16 protein-coding genes and 1 riboswitch are annotated in these 17109 nt (G+C 73.5%); of the genes, 7 read left to right on the top strand and 9 right to left on the bottom strand.

Annotated features, from left to right (window positions below; translation table 11 throughout):
* Window positions 1–29 precede the first annotated feature (29 nt).
* The gene (cobM, locus tag LX83_RS01050; protein ID WP_253765931.1) at window positions 30–776 is read right to left on the bottom strand and encodes a precorrin-4 C(11)-methyltransferase; all 747 of its coding nucleotides are present in this window, start codon (window positions 774–776) and stop codon (window positions 30–32) included.
* On the bottom strand, window positions 773–1960 hold the full coding sequence (gene cbiE / locus LX83_RS01045) for a precorrin-6y C5,15-methyltransferase (decarboxylating) subunit CbiE (protein WP_253765929.1): 1188 nt from the start codon (window positions 1958–1960) through the stop codon (window positions 773–775). Before cbiE ends, cobM begins: the two co-directional genes overlap by 4 nt.
* Window positions 1961–1989: 29 nt before the next feature.
* A riboswitch (cobalamin riboswitch) is annotated at window positions 1990–2101 on the top strand.
* A gap of 56 nt (window positions 2102–2157) precedes the next feature.
* Here cbiE and LX83_RS01040 point away from each other — a divergent pair.
* Genes LX83_RS01040 through LX83_RS01030 form a run of 3 tightly spaced genes read left to right on the top strand, consistent with a single transcriptional unit; the run spans window position 2158 to window position 6166 of the window.
* A complete protein-coding gene (locus tag LX83_RS01040) occupies window positions 2158–4170 on the top strand; it encodes a putative cobaltochelatase (protein WP_253765927.1) in 2013 nt (670 codons plus the stop codon).
* Window positions 4170–4784, top strand: a complete 615-nt coding sequence (gene cobO / locus LX83_RS01035) for a cob(I)yrinic acid a,c-diamide adenosyltransferase (protein WP_253765925.1) — start codon at window positions 4170–4172, stop codon at window positions 4782–4784. The genes LX83_RS01040 and cobO overlap by 1 nt, the downstream gene beginning before the upstream one ends.
* A 17-nt stretch (window positions 4785–4801) precedes the next feature.
* Window positions 4802–6166 carry a cobyrinate a,c-diamide synthase gene (locus LX83_RS01030; RefSeq protein ID WP_253766945.1) on the top strand — a complete coding sequence of 455 codons (1365 nt, stop codon included), beginning with the start codon at window positions 4802–4804 and terminating at the stop codon, window positions 6164–6166.
* Here the strand turns inward: LX83_RS01030 and LX83_RS01025 are convergent.
* Complete coding sequence (locus tag LX83_RS01025) at window positions 6114–6908, bottom strand: CbtA family protein (protein WP_253765923.1); 795 nt, start codon at window positions 6906–6908, stop codon at window positions 6114–6116. The two genes, LX83_RS01030 and LX83_RS01025, sit on opposite strands and share 53 nt — an antisense overlap.
* Window positions 6909–6917: 9 nt before the next feature.
* Window positions 6918–7133 carry a CbtB domain-containing protein gene (locus tag LX83_RS01020; RefSeq protein WP_253765921.1) on the bottom strand — a complete coding sequence of 72 codons (216 nt, stop codon included), beginning with the start codon at window positions 7131–7133 and terminating at the stop codon, window positions 6918–6920.
* 404 nt (window positions 7134–7537) lie between these two features.
* On the opposite strand from LX83_RS01020, the gene LX83_RS01015 reads away from it, so the two are divergent.
* Together LX83_RS01015 and LX83_RS01010 are read left to right on the top strand one after the other, a co-directional pair.
* Window positions 7538–8473 (top strand): GntR family transcriptional regulator, encoded by a 936-nt coding sequence (locus LX83_RS01015; protein WP_253765919.1) that lies wholly within the window; start codon window positions 7538–7540, stop codon window positions 8471–8473.
* Window positions 8474–8842: 369 nt separating this feature from the next.
* The gene (locus LX83_RS01010) at window positions 8843–9310 is read left to right on the top strand and encodes an Hsp20/alpha crystallin family protein (RefSeq protein ID WP_253765918.1); all 468 of its coding nucleotides are present in this window, start codon (window positions 8843–8845) and stop codon (window positions 9308–9310) included.
* A 97-nt stretch (window positions 9311–9407) separates the two neighbouring features.
* Here LX83_RS01010 and LX83_RS01005 read toward each other — a convergent pair whose 3' ends face one another.
* From LX83_RS01005 to LX83_RS00985, 5 genes are all read right to left on the bottom strand, one after another.
* Window positions 9408–10652: a cysteine desulfurase-like protein gene (locus LX83_RS01005; RefSeq protein WP_253765916.1), complete on the bottom strand. Its 1245-nt coding sequence runs from the start codon at window positions 10650–10652 to the stop codon at window positions 9408–9410.
* A gap of 81 nt (window positions 10653–10733) precedes the next feature.
* Complete coding sequence (locus tag LX83_RS01000; protein ID WP_253765914.1) at window positions 10734–10994, bottom strand: ubiquitin carboxyl-terminal hydrolase 14; 261 nt, start codon at window positions 10992–10994, stop codon at window positions 10734–10736.
* Between the two features lie 65 nt (window positions 10995–11059).
* Window positions 11060–12859, bottom strand: a complete 1800-nt coding sequence (locus LX83_RS00995; protein ID WP_253765912.1) for a S8 family serine peptidase — start codon at window positions 12857–12859, stop codon at window positions 11060–11062.
* Between the two features lie 121 nt (window positions 12860–12980).
* Complete coding sequence (kynU, locus tag LX83_RS00990; protein WP_253765910.1) at window positions 12981–14222, bottom strand: kynureninase; 1242 nt, start codon at window positions 14220–14222, stop codon at window positions 12981–12983.
* Window positions 14223–14331: 109 nt separating this feature from the next.
* Window positions 14332–15126, bottom strand: coding sequence for an SDR family NAD(P)-dependent oxidoreductase (locus tag LX83_RS00985; RefSeq protein WP_253765908.1), 795 nt, complete (start codon window positions 15124–15126; stop codon window positions 14332–14334).
* 83 nt (window positions 15127–15209) lie between these two features.
* Between LX83_RS00985 and LX83_RS00980 the strand changes: the two genes are divergently transcribed.
* Together LX83_RS00980 and LX83_RS00975 are read left to right on the top strand one after the other, a co-directional pair.
* Window positions 15210–15815 carry a TetR/AcrR family transcriptional regulator gene (locus tag LX83_RS00980; protein ID WP_253765905.1) on the top strand — a complete coding sequence of 202 codons (606 nt, stop codon included), beginning with the start codon at window positions 15210–15212 and terminating at the stop codon, window positions 15813–15815.
* A 109-nt stretch (window positions 15816–15924) separates the two neighbouring features.
* Window positions 15925–17034 carry a substrate-binding domain-containing protein gene (locus LX83_RS00975; protein WP_253765903.1) on the top strand — a complete coding sequence of 370 codons (1110 nt, stop codon included), beginning with the start codon at window positions 15925–15927 and terminating at the stop codon, window positions 17032–17034.
* The last annotated feature ends 75 nt before the right edge of the window (window positions 17035–17109 follow it).

Here is a 17109-nt window from a genome sequence, read left to right as displayed (position 1 = left end):
GGTCCACAGTGGACACTCTGGCTCCCGCGCTACGGGTGGCGCTCCCGGCCGGGGGAGTACAGGTAGCTGTCCGGGAAGGCGTCGGCGGCCAGCACCCGGCCCACGAAGATCATGGCGGCGCGGGTGATGCCGGCGGCCCGCACCTGCTCGGCGATGTCGGCCAGGGTGCCGCGCAGGATCCGCTGCTCGGGCTGGCTGGCCCGGGCGACCACGGCCACCGGGCAGTCCGGGCCGTAGTGCGGCAGCAGGTCGGCGACCACCGCCTCGATCCGGTTGACCGCCAGGTGCAGTGCCAGGGTGGCCCCGCTGGCGCCGAAGGTGGCCAGGTCCTCGCCGGGCGGCATGGCCGTGGACCGGGCCTGGACCCGGGTCAGCACCAGGCTCTGCCCGACCGTGGGCACGGTCAGCTCCCGGCCCAGCTCCGCGGCGGCGGCGGCGAACGCCGGCACGCCCGGCACGATCCGGTGCGGCACGCCGGCCGCGTCCAGCCGGCGCGCCTGCTCGGCCACGGCGCTGTAGATCGACGGGTCGCCCGAGCACAGCCGGGCCACGTCGTGGCCGGCGCGGTGGGCGCTGACGAGTTCGGCGGTGATCTCGTCGAGGGTCAGCCCGGCCGTGTCCACCAGCCGCGCGCCCGGCGGGCAGTGCGCGAGCAGGTCGGGCGGGGTGAGGCTGCCGGGGTACAGGCAGACCTGGCAGCGGGCGAGCAGGTCGCGCCCGCGCACGGTGATCAGGTCCGCGGCACCCGGGCCCGCGCCGATGAAGTGCACTGTCATTTGCTCACGCTCCACTGTGTCACGGTGCGCGCCGGCGTCCAGCCGGTGAACCGGCCGAGCGGCGCGGCGTGCTCGACGGCGATCCGGATCAGCTCGCCGCCGCGGTCCCGGTGGGCCAGTGCCAGGGCCTGTTCGGACTCCAGGGTCACCGCGTGCGCCACCAGCCGGCCGCCCGGCGCCAGCGCGGCCCAACAGGTGTCCAGCAGCCCGGGGGCGGTGGTCCCGCCGCCGACGAACACCGCGTGCGGCTCGGGCAGCCCGGCCAGCGCCGCTGGCGCGTCACCGGTCACCACCCGCAGTTCGGGCACGCCGAGGCGGTCGGCGTTGCGGCTGATCCGCCCGGCCCGGGTGGCATCCCGTTCCACGGCGACCGCCCGGTTGGCCGGGTGGGCCCGCGACCACTCGATCGCCACGCTGCCGGCGCCCGCGCCGACGTCCCACAGCAGCTGACCGGGCAGCGGCGCCAGGCGGGCGAGCGCGGCGGCCCGCAGCTCGCGCCTGGTGAGCTGGCCGTCGTGCTCGAACACGTCGTCGGGCAGCCCCGGCAGGGTGGGCAGCGCGGGAGAGCCGACGCACTCCACCGCGATGACGGCGAGCGGGTCGCCCGGCGGGTGCGACCAGGCGTGGGCCAGTCCGGCCACGCGGCGTTCGGCCGGGCCGGCCAGCTGTTCGAGCACGGTCAGCCGGCTCTGCCCGTAACCGCGCGCGGTGAGCAGCGCGGCCACCGCCGCCGGGCTGTCCGCGTCCGCGCCGAGCACCAGCACGCGCGCGCCCGGCGCCAGCACCCGGCTGATCCGGTGCACGCTGCGCCCGACCACGCTGACCACCTCGGTGGTCTCGGCCGACCAGCCGAGCCGGGCCCGGGCCAGCGCCACCGAGGACACCCCGGGCAGCACCCGCACCCGGTCGACGCCGTAGCGGTGCACCAGGGTGGTGCCGATGCCGGACAGCAGCGGGTCACCGCTGGCCAGCACACCGATCCGCCGGCCGTCGTGTGCGGCGAACAGCTCGTCCAGCGCGGGCAGCAGCGGGCTCGGCCACGCCACCTTGTCGACGTCGAGCGGAACCAGGTCGAGGTGGCGCCGCCCGCCGAACAGCACGTCGCACCCGGCGAGAGCGGCCCTGGCCGGCTCGGCCAGACCGGCCCAGCCGTCCGCGCCCACCCCCACCACGACGATCGTCACGGGGGGAGACGGTAACCCAGTCGTGTGCGATGATCGAGGCGACGGTCGGCGCAGGAACCCGGTGCGAATCCGGGGCGGTCCCGCCACTGTGACCGGTCATCGGACCGGGAGCCAGAGCTTGGGCGGCCGTTGCGTGCCCCGGGGCGCGCGGCAACCACCAGCGGGCGTGGACACCCGCTCGAAGCCAGAGGAGTCGCATGCGGCCGTACCCGTTCACCGCTGTCGTCGGAATGCCGGAGCTGCGGCTGGCCCTGGTGTTGTCGGTAATCTCCCCCGCGATCGGCGGCGTGCTGGTGCGCGGGGAGAAGGGCACCGCGAAGTCCACCATGGTGCGCGCGCTGGCCGGGCTGCTGCCCCCGGTGGACGTGGTGGCGCGGTGCCGGTTCTCCTGCGCGCCCGACGCGCCCGACCCCGACTGCCCGGACGGCCCGCACGACCCGGCCACCCCGGGTGTGCGCCGGCCGACGCGGCTGGTGGAACTGCCGGTGGGCGTGGCCGAGGACCGGGTGGTCGGCTCGCTCGACCTGGAACGCGCACTGGCCGACGGCGTCAGCGACTACCAGCCGGGGCTGCTCGCCTCGGCGCACCGGGGGCTGCTGTACGTGGACGAGGTCAACCTGCTGCACGACCACATCGTGGACACCCTGCTGGACGCCGCCGCCATGGGCCGCGCCACCGTGGAGCGGGAGGGCGTGTCCGTGTCGCACGCGGCGCGGTTCGTGCTGATCGGCACGATGAACCCGGAGGAGGGCGAACTGCGGCCGCAGCTGCTCGACCGGTTCGGGCTCACCGTCGAGGTCGCGGCCAGCCGCGACCCGGCTGAGCGGGTCGAGGTGCTGCGCCGCCGCCTGGCCTACGAGGCCGACCCCGACGCCTTCGCCGCCGGCTTCGCCGAGTCCGACGCCGCGCTGGCCGAGCGGATCCAGGCGGCCAGGGCCCTGCTGCCCTCGGTGCGGGTGGGCGACGACGTGCTGCGCCAGATCGCCGAGGTGTGCGCGTCCTTCGAGGTCGACGGGATGCGCGCGGACATCGTCACGGCCCGCGCGGCCGTGGCGCACGCCGCCTGGGACGGCCGCACCGAAGTGTCCACAGTGGATGTCCGGGCGGCCGCCCGGCTGGCCCTGCCGCACCGGCGCCGCCGCAATCCCTTTGACGCGCCGGGGCTGGACGAGCAGCGGCTGGACCAGGCCCTGCGCGACAGCGGCGCGGCGAACGACCCGGACGACGAACCCGATCCCGACCCCGATCCCGGCTCCGGTCCACCTGGCGGTGGGTCGGGAACCCACCCTGACCCGCCCGGGCGCAACGGCCAGGCCGGCGACGGGACGGCCGACCAGCCCGCCGAGTCGGCGCCGTCCGGCGGGGGCGGCACCGGGCGCGCGCAGCGCACGACCGCGGCCGGAAACCCCTACCGGGCCAGGATGTTCCGGGTGGCCGGGGTCGGCGAGGGCGCGCACGGCCGCCGGTCAAGGGCGGTCACCGACAGCGGGCGCACGGTGGGTGTGCGGCCGGCCGGCGTCCGCGAGGGCAGACCGCACCTGGTCGCGACCGTGCGGGCGGCGGCACCCCACCAGCGGGCGCGCGGCCGGCGCGGCCGGGGTCTGCTGCTGCGCGGCCACGACCTGCGGTTCGCCCTGCGGGAAGGGCGCGAGGGCAACCTCGTGCTGTTCTGCGTGGACGCCTCCGGGTCGATGGGGGCGCACGCGCGGATGCGGGAGGTGAAGGCGGCGGTGCTGTCCCTGCTGCTGGACGCCTACCAGCGGCGCGACAAGGTCGGCCTGGTCACCTTCCGCGCCAACCGCGCGGACCTGGCGCTGCCGCCGACGGTCAGCGTGGAGGCCGCTGCCGCGCGGCTGGCGGCACTGCCCACCGGTGGCCGCACCCCGTTGGCCGAGGGGCTGCTGGAGGTGGCCCGGGTGCTGCGCGTGGAGGCGGTGCGCGACCCCAGGCGGCGCCCGCTGCTGGTGGTGGTGACCGACGGCCGGGCCACCAGCGGGACCGACCCGCTCGCCCGCGCCCACGCCGCCGCCGACGCACTGGCCGCGACCGGGATCACGGCCGTGGTGATGGACTGCGAGACCGGGCGGATGCGCCTGGGACTGGCCGAGGCGCTGGCCGCCCGGCTGGGCGGCGAACACGTCCCGCTGGGCGAGATCGCCGCGGACCGGCTGGCCGGCGCGGTGAAGGCGCGGATCGGCAGGGCCGCCTGATGCCGCAGGGGAAGCCGGACACCGTGCCGGACGACGGGCTCAGCACCCGGCAGCGCCGCAACCGGGGCGTGCTCGCGGTGCACACCGGTGAGATGAAGGGCAAGTCCACGGCCGCGTTCGGCATGGCGCTGCGCGCGTGGAACCAGGGCTGGTCGATCGGGGTGTTCCAGTTCGTCAAGTCCGCGAAGTGGCGGGTGGGCGAGGAGGCCGCCTTCCGCGCCCTGGGTGAGCTGCACGAGCGCACCGGGCAGGGCGGCCCGGTGGAGTGGCACAAGATGGGCGAGGGCTGGAGCTGGGCGCGCAAGGCCGGCACCGAACAGGACCACGCCGCCAGGGCGCGGGACGGCTGGGCGGAGATCAGCCGCCGGCTCGCCGAGCAGCGCCACGACTTCTACGTGCTCGACGAGTTCAGCTACCCGCTGCGCTGGGGCTGGATCGACGTCGACGAGGTGGTCGCCGCGCTGCGCCAGCGCCCCGGCCGCCAGCACGTCGTGATCACCGGACGCGACGCGCCCGCCGCCCTGGTCGAGGTCGCCGACCTGGTGGTGGAGATGACCAAGGTCAAGCACCCGATGGACGCCGGGCAGAAGGGCCAGCGGGGGATCGAGTGGTGAGCCGGCGCCTGCCGCGCCTGGTGATCGCCGCTCCCGGCTCCGGCCACGGCAAGACCACGGTCGCGGCCGGACTGATGGCCGCGCTGCGCGACCGGGGCATGGTGGTGTCCGGCCACAAGGTGGGGCCGGACTACATCGACCCCGGCTACCACGCGCTGGCCACCGCGCGCCCGCCGCGCAACCTCGACCCGTTCCTGCAGGGCGAGCACCGCGTGGTTCCGCTGCTGCTGCACGGCGCGGCCGGCGCGGACATCGCGGTGATCGAGGGGGTGATGGGCCTGTTCGACGGCGCGCTGGGCACCGAGGGCTTCGCCTCCACCGCGCACGTGGCCCGGCTGGTGGACGCGCCCGTGGTGCTGGTGGTGGACGCGAGCGCGGCCAGCCGCAGCGTCGCCGCGACCGTGCTGGGCTTCGCCCGCTACGACCCGGGGGTTCGGCTCGCCGGGGTGATCCTGAACAAACTCGGCTCGTCCCGGCACGAGGAGGAGATCCGCGCGGCGCTCATCCCGACCGGCGTCCCGGTGCTGGGTGCCTTGCGCCGCAACGACATCGTGCACACGCCAAGCCGGCACCTGGGGCTGGTCCCGGTGGGGGAGCGGGCCGAGCGGGCCAGGCGGCTGCTGGTGGACCTGGCCGGCTGGCTCGCGGACGGCGTTGACCTGGCCGCCCTGGTCCGGCTCGCCGGTCAGGCCTCGCCGCTGACCGGCGAGGTGTGGCAGCCGGAGCGGCGCGCCGCACCGGCTCACCCGGTGCCGGTGGCCGTGGCCGCCGGACCCGCGTTCACCTTCCGCTACACCGAGACCGTGGAACTGCTCACCGCGTGCGGCCTCGACGTGGTCGACCTGGACCCGTTGCGGGACAAGGCACTGCCCGAGGGCTGCGCCGGACTGTACTTCGGCGGCGGGTTTCCCGAGGTGCACGCCGAGGAGCTGGCGGCGAACCGGGACCTGCGCGCGGACGTGGCCCGCGCGGCCCGGCGGGGCATGCCGGTGGTCGCGGAGTGCGCGGGGCTGCTCTACCTGTGCCGGGAACTCGACGGCCGGCCGATGGCCGGGGTGCTGGCCGCCACCGCCCGGATGACGTCGCGCGGCGCGCTCGGCTACCGCACCGCGACCGCGCCGTCGGCGAACCTGCTCGCCGGCGAGGGACACCGGGTCACCGGGCACGAGTTCCACCGCACCGAGGTGGTGCCCACGCAGGGGGAAACCGCTGCCTGGCGGTGGGACGGCCGAGGCGAGGGTTTCGCCTCGGCCACCCTGCACGCCTCCTACCTCCACGTCCACTGGGCCGGTTACCCGGAACTGGCCGGGAACTTCGCCCGAGCCGTCCTCAGTGGACGGACAGGTGCGGTCGGGCAGGGCCGCGCGCACCCGACCCGGTGAGGGCGCGGTCGGCCAGGGTGGCGAAGACCAGTCCCAACACCAGCCACAGGGTGAGCTGGGTGCCCAGCGAGGCCACCCGGAAGCTCCACAGCGTGGTCGCCGGGAAATCCGCGGGCACCTCGCTGACGGTCGGCAGCAGCCAGGCGCACGCCAGCACCGCCACGAGGTACCCGGCGCTGCCGAGCAGCCCGCCGGTCCAGCCACCGAGCCGGTCGGCCAGGGCGCGGCCCAGCCAGGCGGCGGCGATCGCGAACACCACGGACAGCGCGACGAACCCGAAGTACAGCCCGGTCCGGTCGCCGATCGTCTCGGGCCGGCCGACCGCGGGCGGGTTCGCCGGGTACTTCAGGAACGGCACCAGCACGGCACTGGTGAACACCGCACCGGTGAGCAGCACGGCGGTCACCCGGGGGCGCTGCCTGCCCACCCGGCCGTGCACCACGGCGAAGGCCAGCGCGAGCAGGCCGCCGACGGCCACACCGTAGCCGCCGACCGCGGTGAGCAGCCCGAGCGTGCGCTGCACGCCGCGGCTCACCAGTTCCTCGGCGTGGTCGTGGGTGTCGTGCCCGCGCGGATCGGGCGCCGCGGGATCGTGCCCGTGGGGATCGGGTGCGGCCGGGTCGGCCTGTTCCAGCCCGATGGCGGCCTCGACCGGCGGCTCACCGACCAGGTAGGCGAACAGGGCCGCCACCGCCCCGGCGACCAGGCCCGCGAGCATGCCTCGGACCAGCAGTGTCCTCATCGCGGCCGCTCAGTGGCAGGGGAAGGCCAGCAGGTGGCGGCCGTCGTGGGTGAACTCGTGCACGTAGTTGTCGGCGAACAGCGCGACCGCGCCCTGTTCGGTGCTGACGAAGTACAGCGCGATCACCGCGAGCAGACCGACGAACACGGCCCACGGCAGGATCTCGCGGAGTGGGAGCGGGGCGGGAACCGGGGTGGGGAGCGCGGGAGCGGCTGCCTGGATCATGACGGGACCTCCTGGGGCTGGCGCGGCCTCTCTGGAACGGTCGCGATGGGCCGGGTCTGGCTTCCCACCCCGCTGTCGAGGGGCGAGTCACAGTGGCGCGTCCGCGCGGATTCTCACCGCTTCCGGGTGCCATCGCATGGCCCGGCAACGGTAAACCAGCTCGGGGCGAGAAGCAATGCGTCCGAGATCCGGTCCACCCGGTTGGCACGCCCGCCGTCACCGTCCGCTGTCCGGTCGAGCCCGCGACGACCAACCGGCGCACGGGTGGCCGTGGGTGCGCTCGGCGCGGGACAGACCGTCCTATCGGGACGGTCAGCTGCCGGTGCGAGCCCGTGGCCGGGCCACGCCGGGCGGTGCCCGGCGACCTAGGATGTCCTGTGGAGACCGTTCGACAGGAGTGGCGCATGCCCGTGACGGCGTTGGCGAAGCAGGTGGTGGATCTGCTCCGCCAGGCGGATCTGCCGGAGAGCGCCCACGTGCCCGAGCAGTGGCTGGCGGACTCGCTGGGCGTGTCGCGGTCGCCGGTGCGCCGGGCGCTGGCGCTGCTGGCCGAACTCGGCCTGGTGCGGCAGGAGCCCAACCGCGGCTACTTCCTGGTCCGACCGGCCCGCGACCTCAGGCACGCGGACCTGTCGGTCGGGGCTGATCCGAGGGAGCAGGCGTACTTCCAGATCGGTGACGACTACCTCAGCGGCCGGTTCACCGGCGAGTTCACCACCGCCGAGGTGTCGCGCCGGTACGGGTTGACCACCCAGCAGGCCAACCGGGTGCTGGCCCGGATGGAGAGCGAGGACCTGATCCGCCGCCGGCGCGGGCGGGGCTGGGAGTTCCAGCGGCTGCTGTCGACCGTCGAGGCCCACGACCAGAGCTACCGGTTCCGGATGATCGTGGAGCCGGCCGCGCTGCTGGAGCCGGGGTTCACCGTGGACGCGGCGGCCTTCGCCGAGCACCGGGCGCAGCAGGAGGCGCTGCTGCGCGGCGACATCGCGCTGCTGCCCAGCGACGAGCTGTTCCGGGTGAACTCCGGCTTCCACGAGATGCTCGTGTCCTGCGCCGGCAACGCCTACCTGCTCGACTCGGTGCGCCGGGTCAACCGCGTCCGCCGGCTGATCGAGTACCGCCACCACACCGACCGCGCCCGCCTGGTGAGCCAGGCCCGTGAGCACCTCCAGCTGCTCGACCTGGTGGAGTCCGGGGACCTGGCGCAGGCGGCGGAGTTCCTGCGCGCACACCTGGACGCGGTGCGGGCGATCAAGACCGGTCTGCCCGGCGGACGCGGTGGCTCGTCACCCAGGGGCTCGGCACGTGGTGTTCGGGGCGAACACGACGCACCCGGGTGATCCGGTGGCCACCCGCTCGCCGGTGGGCGTCCACCGACCACCGCTGGTCACCCGCACGCCTGCGATGCCGTCCCGCGCTCGTTGGCCGCGTGGCACGGGGAAGAGTTCGCGGGATTTTTGTACGCGGCACGTCGTGCGCCGCACCGTACACCAGCAACGATCTCGGTGCTGACCGCGCCGACCGGCTCGGGAACCCCGTTTCCCGTGGCGGAACCCAGGGGAGGTTCCGGTCTGTCCGAACACGACGGTCACCCACCCGTCAGGTCGGCGCCAGCGGCCGTGTGGACGCACCGACACCGGGTATCCGAGGAACGGCATGGCCTGCTCAGCAAGCAGGCGGACGGTGCACACGTCGGCGAGGAGCACACCATGACAGAGATGGCCAGGCGTGGCCAGGGGCGTGTCGAGCCACTGGACATCTTCGAGACCTTCGACCGGATGCTGGACGAGTGGACCAGGAACCTCCCGTTCCGCCAGGCCCGTCCCGCCGCCGAGTCCCTGCTGCCCGAGATGATCCGCGTTGACGAGTACCGGGAGAACGGGAACATCGTCGTCCGGGCTGAGCTGCCCGGTGTGGACCCCGAGCGGGACGTCGAGGTGAGCGTGGCCGAGGGCATGCTGCAGATCGAGGCGGACCGGCGGATCGAGGAGGACGTCGAGGAGAAGAACTACGTCCGGCACGAACTCCGGCACGGACACCTGAGTCGACGCGTACCGCTTCCCGAAGGCGTTTCCGGCAACGACATCACCGCCAGCTACCAGGACGGCATCCTGGAGATCAGGATTCCGGCACCCCAGCGGGAACCGCAGAAGAAGATCCCGGTGCGCAAGGGATGACACCGAGGCGCCTGCCAGCCGACCAACGTCCACTGAGGACGCTGGTCGGCTGGCACCGCGGGTGGCCTTCTTCCGGTCGCCGGGGCTGGCGGGCCGGTCAGGGGGTGCGGGCGGCGGGCTCGGCCGCGGTCGCGGCGATCGCGGTCAGTGCGGTGAGCAGGCGGTCGACCTCCTCGGCCGTGGTGTAGGGGGCGATGCCGGCGCGCAGCGCACCGGTGTCGCCGAGGCCAAGGCGGCGGGAGCACTCCAGGGCGTAGAAGGTGCCGGCCGGGACGTTGACCCCGTGCTCGGCCAGGCGCTGGTACACCGTGGCCGAGGCCAGCCCGTCGACGGAGAACAGCACCGTGGGCGTGCGGAACCGGGTGGGCGAGCCGTACCGGACGACGCGCGGGATCCCGGCGAGCCCGGCGTCGAGCCGGTCGAGCAGCGCCCGCTCGTGTTCTTCCAGCGCGGCCAGTGAGGTGAGCAGCCGTTGCCGGCGGGTGCCCGCGCCGGGCACCAGGTCGGCGAGGAAGTCGATGGCGGCGGTGGTGCCGGCGAGCAGTTCGTAGGGCAGCGTGCCCAGTTCGAACCGCTCCGGCACGGTGTCCGGGGACGGCGCCAGCTTGTCCGGCCGCAGCGCGCGCAGCACCTCGGGCCTGGCCGCGACCAGCCCGAGGTGCGGGCCGAGGAACTTGTAGGGCGAGCAGCCGTAGAAGTCGGCGCCCAACTCGGTCAGGTCCACCGGGGCGTGCGGGGTCAGGTGCACCCCGTCGACGTAGCACAGCGCGCCGGCCTGGTGTGCCCGCGCGGCGATGGCGGGGATGTCCGGTCGCGTGCCCAACAGGTTCGACGCCGCGGTCACCGCGACCAGCCGGGTCCGGTCGGACAGCAGGTCGGCCACGGCGTGCACCGGCAGTTCCCCGGTGGCCGCGTCGAACTCGGCCCAGCGCACCGCCACCCCGCGCGCCTCGGCCGCCTGCACCCACGGGCGGATGTTGGCGTCGTGGTCCAGCCGGGTGACGACGACCTCGTCGCCCGGGACCCAGTCCTTGGCGAGGACGCGGGAGAAGTCGTAGGTCAGCTGGGTCGTGCTGCGGCCGAACACGATGCCCTCGGGCCGGGCACCGAGCAGGTCGGCCGCGGCCTGCCTGGCCGCGAGCACGATGCCGTCCGCGCGGCGCTCCGCCGCGGTGACCGTGCCCCGGTTGGCGATCGCGGCGCACAGCGTGGCCGCGACCGCCGCGCCGACGACATCCGGGACCTGCGAGCCGCCTGGCCCGTCGAAGTGTGCCGCGCCCTCGGCCAGGGCGGGGAAGTGCGTGCGTATCGCGGTGACGTCGTAGCCCACGCCGTCCAGCATGCCGGACGCGTGGTCGTCGAGGGGTGCGTGCCCGGGACTCGGCGGGGCTGACCGCCTCGCCCCCTCGGCCGCCGCACCGGCTCAGACGAACGCCTCGTCCACGAAGCACCAGCGCCAGTTCTCGCCCGGTTCGAACGATCGCACGATCGGGTGTCCCTCGGTGGCGGCGTGCTCGCGGGCGTGCTTGTGCGGCGAGGAGTCGCAGCACCCGACGTGGCCGCAGGTCAGGCACAGGCGGAGGTGGACCCATGCCGACCCGAGCCGCAGGCACTCCGCGCAGCCCTGCGGCGTGCGCGGGACAACGTCGCGCACCTGTGCCAGGTGCGGGTCGGGCTGGTTCATGTCGGCTCCTGGTCGAGGTGGGGCTGCTCGGCTGGTTTCGCTCTTCCCCCGGTTTCGCGACGGCACTACTTCTTCCGCCAGTGCCACGGGCTGCAGTAGGTGAGCCCCTGTCCCCACAGCTGCGGGTTTCCCCTGGCCTTGTCCTTCTTCTCGTGGGCAAGGTGCTTGAGGAACCCGTCTTTGAAGAGCGTCGGGTCGGCGGCCAGGGCGAGGGCGACGATGCCCGCGGCGCACGGGCACGCCATGCTGGTTCCTTCGCTGACCACGTGGTGCTCGGTGACGCGGTCCTCGTCACTGGCGCCAGCCGTGGTCGACATGCAGGAGGCGATGGTCTGCCCCGGTGCCACCAGTTCGGGCTTGGCCACGTTGTCCCGGCGCGGCCCCTGGCTGCTGAAGTTGGCGCAGTCACCAACGGTGTAGCCCCTGTCGTGAACCTTTCCCTTGATGTCGGTCCACTGCTTCTTCGAGGTGTAGGCGCCCACGGCGATCGCCGCTGTGGCGCAGGCCGGGGAGTTCAGCGTCATCTGGCGTTCCCGGTACTTCTCCTCGAAGGTCCCGTCCTCGGTGCAGTCCCAGGTCTCCACCTGGCAGGCACCCGCGGCCAGTTTCTTCGGCTTCAGCACGAGCGTGCACTCGCGCTGCTTCGGCGCGCCCGTGCCGTCCTTGCTCAGCTCTATCCGGAAGTTGTGGGCCTTGTTCGTCGAGATCGGGCCTTTGTGGGTGAGCGACACGGTCAGGTCATCGAGCTGGTAGTCCTCGGGAGAACCGGTCCCGCTCGGGCCGCGGAACGGTGTTTCCTTCTTGTTGTAGACCACCTTCACCTCGACCTCGTTCTCCTCGGGGTACCAGCCGGTCAGGATGCGGTACTGGTCCGCATCGTTCGGGTTGAAGTTGAACGAATACCTGATCTCGTGCTGGTCCGACGCCGTGTTGAGCCGCGCACGGGCGTGGATCTCACCGGTTCCCTCGTTGCCGACGGCGCAGCAGACCACCAGGCCGAGCTTGTCCGTCTTCTGCTGCGCGTCGGCGATGACGGAGTCGACCGTCGTGGAGAGGAAATCGGTGCCGTCGTGGGCGTCGTCGTGTCCGCCCAGACTCAGGTTTGCCACCACGGGTTTTTTCTTCTCGCGGGCCACCCTGGCGATGTACCGCAGGCCGTCCGCGACTCCGGTGTTGAACCAGTTCGTCTTGACGACGACCAGTTCCGCCTTCGGGGCCACGCCGGAATAGGCGGGGAACTTGGCCCCGCGTCCTGCCGCGATCCCGGCCACGTGGGTGCCGTGGCCGCCCGTGTCGGTGGACTGGCTCAGCTCTTTCGGGTTCGTGTACTCCTTTCCGTACTTGCCTTCCGGCACACCGCTGCCCGTTGCCGTCTGGTCCCAGATGCTGATGATCCGCTGGGCCCCGCCGGGGGTGCGGAAATCGGGATGCGTCGCGTCGATGCCGCTGTCGATGACACCGATGATCGCTCCCTTGCCCTTGCTGCTCTTGCCGACCTTGTGCGCGACGGCCACCGCGGTGGCCTCGCGTGCCTTGTCCATTCGGGGGCGCAGGCGTTTGGCTTCGGATATCTCCAGCACACCGGGGTGGTCGGTGAGCACCGCCAGCTTGTCCAGTTCGACGGTTCCGGACCGCGCGGTGCCCTGCGTCGACGTTATCTCGATCCCCTCGGGCAAGTCGCTGAAATCCGCGTCCGAGGCGCAGCGCAGCGTGATGTGCACGCGCACCGGAGCATCCGGGTCGCTGGCCGCTGCGATGCCCGCAAGTTCTCCGCTCGCCTCCCGTCGCGCGAGCGACTCGCGCCCGTCCCGCTCGTACTGGGAATACAGTGCGGCCATCGAGGCCGAAAGCTTGCTGTGGTCCACGGGAACATCTCCTCAGCACCATCTCCCCAGCGCACCCCGCCAGGGGAGACAACTCCGCTGTGGCCCCGCCCCCACCATGCGCCTCGGCACCGCGGGCCGCATCCCGAGACCCCGATGCCGGTCAGGTGACCCGGGGGCGCTCGCTGGGCAGCCGGGTGTATTCCTTGGTCGCCACGAGGTCGCGCAACCGGTCCATGGCGTCCCAGACGTCGACGAAGCGGGTGTAGAGCGGGGACGGCCCGATCCGCAGCCGGTCGGGCACCCGGTAGTCGCAGATGATGCCGCTGTCGGCCAGCGCGCGGCAGATGCGCCAGGCGTCGGGGTGTTCCAGGGACACGTGGCCGCCGCGGCGGCCCACGTCGGCGGGGGAGGCCAGCCGCATGTCGTCGGGAACCATGTCGATCACGAGTTGGCCGAGGCGTTCGCTCTTCTCCCGGATCAGCGGCAGGCCGGCCCGCGCCACGAGCGCCAGCGCCGGGTCGACCGCGGCGAGGGACAGCACGGGCGGGGTGCCGACGAGGAAGCGGTCCACCTGGTCGACCGGGTCGTAGTGCTGGCCCATCTCGAACTGGTCGCGCTGGCCGAACCAGCCCCAGATCGGCTGGCGCAGCGCCGGCTGCAGCTCCGCGCGGACGTACAGGAACGCCGGCGCGCCAGGGCCGCCGTTGAGGTACTTGTAGGTGCAGCCCACGGCCAGGTCCGCGGCGGAGTCGGTGAGCCGCACCGGCACCGCGCCTGCGGAGTGGCACAGATCCCAGAGCACCAGCGCGCCCACCTCGTGCGCGGCGGCGTTCACCGCGGCCATGTCCAGCAGCGCACCGGACCGGTAGGACACGTGCGAGAGCACGACCAGGGCGACGTCCTCGTCCAGTGCCGCGCGCAGCTGGTCCAGGTCCAGTCCGGTGTCGAGGTCGGACCGCAGCGCGTGCACGGTCAGCCCGCGCTCGGCGGCAAGGCCCTCCAGCACGTAGCGGTCCGTGGGGAAGTCCTCGGCGTCGACCACGACGGTGCGCCGCTCGGGCGCCGCGGCCAGCGCCGCCGCGGCCAGTTTGTACAGGTTGACCGTGGTCGAGTCGGACAGCACGACCTCACCGGGCTGGGCGCCGAGCACGTGCTCGGCGAGCCGGTCGCCCAGCCGGTTCGCCCAGTCGATCCAGGTGTGCCAGGACCGGACCAGGCCGGTGCCCCACTCGTCCCGCACCACGGTGTCCAGGAAGGCAGGCGTCGCCGAGGGCAACCGGCCGAGCGAGTTCCCGTCGAGGTAGATCAGCCCGGGGTCGGTGATGAGGAACTCGTCCCGGAACCCGGCGAGCGGGTCGGTGGCGTCCAGCTCCTCGGCGAGCCGGCGCGGCACAGCAACCATGTGCGTACCCTCCTTGCTGTCGTGCTCGCCGAACAGTGGATCGCACCGACCGCGGTTCGGGGAAGAAGCAAAGGTGCCGATCCCGCGGTGCCAACCGACCCGCCGCGCGTCACCTCGGCGTGAGCGCGTCCGCCACGGCGCTGGTCACCCGCCGTCCCAGCAGGGCCACCAGCTTGCGCGGCCGCCGTGGCATCAGGTGTGCCATGGCGAAGTTGCTGGCGCCGGGGACGACGTAGCCCCGGTCCCGGTCCAGGGCGCGCAGCGCCGCCGCCACCAGGCGCTCGGGCGTGATCATCCGCCCGCCGATGGCGGCCTTGCGGGTGCCGAGCCGGTCGAAGAACGCCGTGCGCACCGGGCCGGGGGCGACCGCGAGCGCGGTGACGCCGGTGCCGCGCAGCTCGCTCCACAGCGCCAGGGTGAAGTTGAGCACGAACGCCTTGGACGAGGCGTAGGTGGCGAAGTGCGGACCGATGTTGAAGCCCGCGGTGGAGCCGATGTTGACCACCGCGCCGGAGCCGCGGGCGAGCATGCCCGGCAGCACCACGTGGGTGAGGTCGACCAGGGTGACCACGTTCACCATGAGTTCGTCGTGCTCCTGCCCGGGATCGATCTGGGCGAACCGGCCGGCCGTGCCGAAACCGGCGTTGTTGACCAACAGGTCCACGGTGACGCCCAGGGCGGTGAGCGCGTCGGACACGCGGGCCGCGGCGTCCGGTGCGGCCAGGTCCTGGACCACGACCTCGGCCCTGACCTGGTGCTCGTCGGTGAGTTCCGCGGCCAGCGCGGTCAGGGCCGGCTCCGTCCTGGCCACCAGCACGAGGTCGTAGCCGCGGGCGGCGAGCTGGCGGGCGAACTCCGCGCCGATTCCGGATGACGCACCGGTCACCACAGCGGTCCTGCGCATGGTCATCTCCTGCTTCTGTTCGAGCCTGTTTCAGTTCCTGCGACAACTGAAACAGTTTGTATCAGATCGTAGGTGAAGCTGAAATGAGTTGTAACGTGTTGCCCGTGGTGGAGAAGGGACGCCTGCGGGCCGACGCCGAGCGCAGCGCGAGACTGATCATGGCCGCGGCCGAGCGGGTGCTCAGCGCGAACCCGACCGCGACCACCGAGCAGATCGCCGAGGCCGCCGGCGTGGCCAGGGTGACCGTGCACCGGCGGTTCGCCAGCCGCGAGGCGCTCGTCGAGGCCATGGAGACCACCGCGTGGCAGGAGATCGACGCGGCCATCGAGGCCGCCCGGCCGCACACCGCGCCACCCCTGGTCGCGCTGCACCAGGCCACCGCGAACATCCTGCGGATCAAGTCGACCTGGCGGTTCGCGCTCAGCCGGCCGGTGCCGCTCAGCGAGCGGGCCAGGGCCGTGCAGGCCGACACCACGGCCAAGTGCGAGGCGATCTTCGTGCGCCTGCGCCAGGGCGGGGTGTTCGCGCCGCAGGCCGACACCGCCTGGCTCCGCCGGGTCTACCTGGCGCTGCTCGGGGAAGCCGCGCACGGCACCGCCTCGGGTCTGTGCGCGCCCGCCGACGCCGACCCGGACGCGCTCGCCACGCTGGTGATCGACACGCTGCTGTACGGGGCGGCGCCGCGCTGATCGCCGGGTGCGCGGCCAGCCGGGCGGCACGGCGCCAGTGCTCCGGCGCGGGCATCCGCTGATCGATATGCTCGCCGCGAAACAGTCAAACGAACAGCGAGGGTGGGCCATGCGGGAGCCGGGGAACGATCGGCGGCGGCGGATCCTGGCCGCCGTCGAAGCGCGCGGCGAAGCTCGGGTCACCGATCTCGCCGCCGAACTGGAGGTCTCGGTGGTGACCGCGCGCCGGGACGTGGAGGAACTGGCGCGCGCGGGCAAGCTGCGGCGTGGCCACGGCATCGCCCGGTCGCTGGTGCCACCGGAGCGCCGCCCGGCGCCGGCGGCGGCCCCCCTGGGCGGGGCGGTCACGCTGGTCGTGCCGGAGCGGCACGCCTACCTCAACGAGGTCGTGCACGGTGCGCGCGGCGCGCTCGAAGCGGCCGGGTTCCGGGTCGTGCTGCACATCGCGCCCAAGGTCGTCGGCGCGGAGCAGCCGATCGTCGAGCGGGTGGCCGCGGACGGAGTGCAGGGGCTGCTGATCGCGCCCAGGTGGCACAGTGCCGCCGCGGAGGAGGCCGACTACGACTGGCTGGCCCGGGTGGAGCTGCCGGTGGTGCTGATGGAGCGGCACCCGCGCCGGGGCAGCCGGCTGCACGCCGTGGACTCGGTGTGCACCGACCACTGGTACGGCGTGCACCTCGCGGTGGAGCACCTGGTCTCGCTCGGGCACCGGCGGATCGTGCTGGCGGCGCGCGCGGACAGCCCGACCGCGCGGGCGGTGCGCGCGGCCTTCGCCGAGATCGCGGCGGACAGGCCGGAGGTCGAGGACTGGACCGTGGTGCTCAGCGCCCCTGGTGCCGATGTGGACGGTGCCACCGGCCCCGGCCCGGACTTCGCCGATCCCGGCTGGCTCGCCGCGCTGCTGCGGCAACGGGGTGCCACGGCGGTGCTGCTGCACGGCGACGTGGACGCCCTGATGCTGGTGCAGCAGCTGACCGACGCCGGGGTGCGCGTTCCCGAGGACTGCTCGGTGGTGGCCTACGACGACGTGGTCGCCGCGCTGGGCGCGGTGCCGCTGACCGCGGTGGCGCCACCCAAGGCCGAGGTCGGCCGGGTGGCCGCCGAACTGCTGCGGGAACGGCTGGCGCGCACCGCCTCGGGACTGCCCTGGTGCCCGCGCCGGGTGGAGGTGCTGCCCCGGCTCCGGGTGCGGTCCTCCACGCAGGAGTTGATCGTTTGATCGAATAATCTTTGTTTTCCTGTAGTATTGACCACTAAACGGTCAGGTGGTCAAACTCCTCGTGTCGCACCGACG

The organism is Goodfellowiella coeruleoviolacea (assembly GCF_024171785.1).
GTDB lineage: Bacteria > Actinomycetota > Actinomycetes > Mycobacteriales > Pseudonocardiaceae > Goodfellowiella > Goodfellowiella coeruleoviolacea.
The sequence above is the reverse complement of the archived record's forward strand: the minus strand, read 5'-3'. Positions and strand labels throughout refer to the sequence as shown.

Excerpts from the sequence above, each read along its gene's own strand:
- LX83_RS01005 (WP_253765916.1), bottom strand. The coding sequence starts at position 10,652 with ATGCTGGACGGCGTGGGCTACGACGTCACCGCGATACGCACGCACTTC.
- cobM (WP_253765931.1), bottom strand. The coding sequence starts at position 776 with ATGACAGTGCACTTCATCGGCGCGGGCCCGGGTGCCGCGGACCTGATC.
- LX83_RS01025 (WP_253765923.1), bottom strand. The coding sequence starts at position 6,908 with ATGAGGACACTGCTGGTCCGAGGCATGCTCGCGGGCCTGGTCGCCGGG.
- LX83_RS00975 (WP_253765903.1), top strand. The coding sequence starts at position 15,925 with ATGCGGGAGCCGGGGAACGATCGGCGGCGGCGGATCCTGGCCGCCGTC.
- LX83_RS00985 (WP_253765908.1), bottom strand. The coding sequence starts at position 15,126 with ATGCGCAGGACCGCTGTGGTGACCGGTGCGTCATCCGGAATCGGCGCG.
- LX83_RS01000 (WP_253765914.1), bottom strand. The coding sequence starts at position 10,994 with ATGAACCAGCCCGACCCGCACCTGGCACAGGTGCGCGACGTTGTCCCG.
- LX83_RS01040 (WP_253765927.1), top strand. The coding sequence starts at position 2,158 with ATGCGGCCGTACCCGTTCACCGCTGTCGTCGGAATGCCGGAGCTGCGG.
- LX83_RS01020 (WP_253765921.1), bottom strand. The coding sequence starts at position 7,133 with ATGATCCAGGCAGCCGCTCCCGCGCTCCCCACCCCGGTTCCCGCCCCG.
- LX83_RS01010 (WP_253765918.1), top strand. The coding sequence starts at position 8,843 with ATGACAGAGATGGCCAGGCGTGGCCAGGGGCGTGTCGAGCCACTGGAC.
- LX83_RS01015 (WP_253765919.1), top strand. The coding sequence starts at position 7,538 with ATGCCCGTGACGGCGTTGGCGAAGCAGGTGGTGGATCTGCTCCGCCAG.
- cobO (WP_253765925.1), top strand. The coding sequence starts at position 4,170 with ATGCCGCAGGGGAAGCCGGACACCGTGCCGGACGACGGGCTCAGCACC.
- kynU (WP_253765910.1), bottom strand. The coding sequence starts at position 14,222 with ATGGTTGCTGTGCCGCGCCGGCTCGCCGAGGAGCTGGACGCCACCGAC.
- LX83_RS00980 (WP_253765905.1), top strand. The coding sequence starts at position 15,210 with ATGAGTTGTAACGTGTTGCCCGTGGTGGAGAAGGGACGCCTGCGGGCC.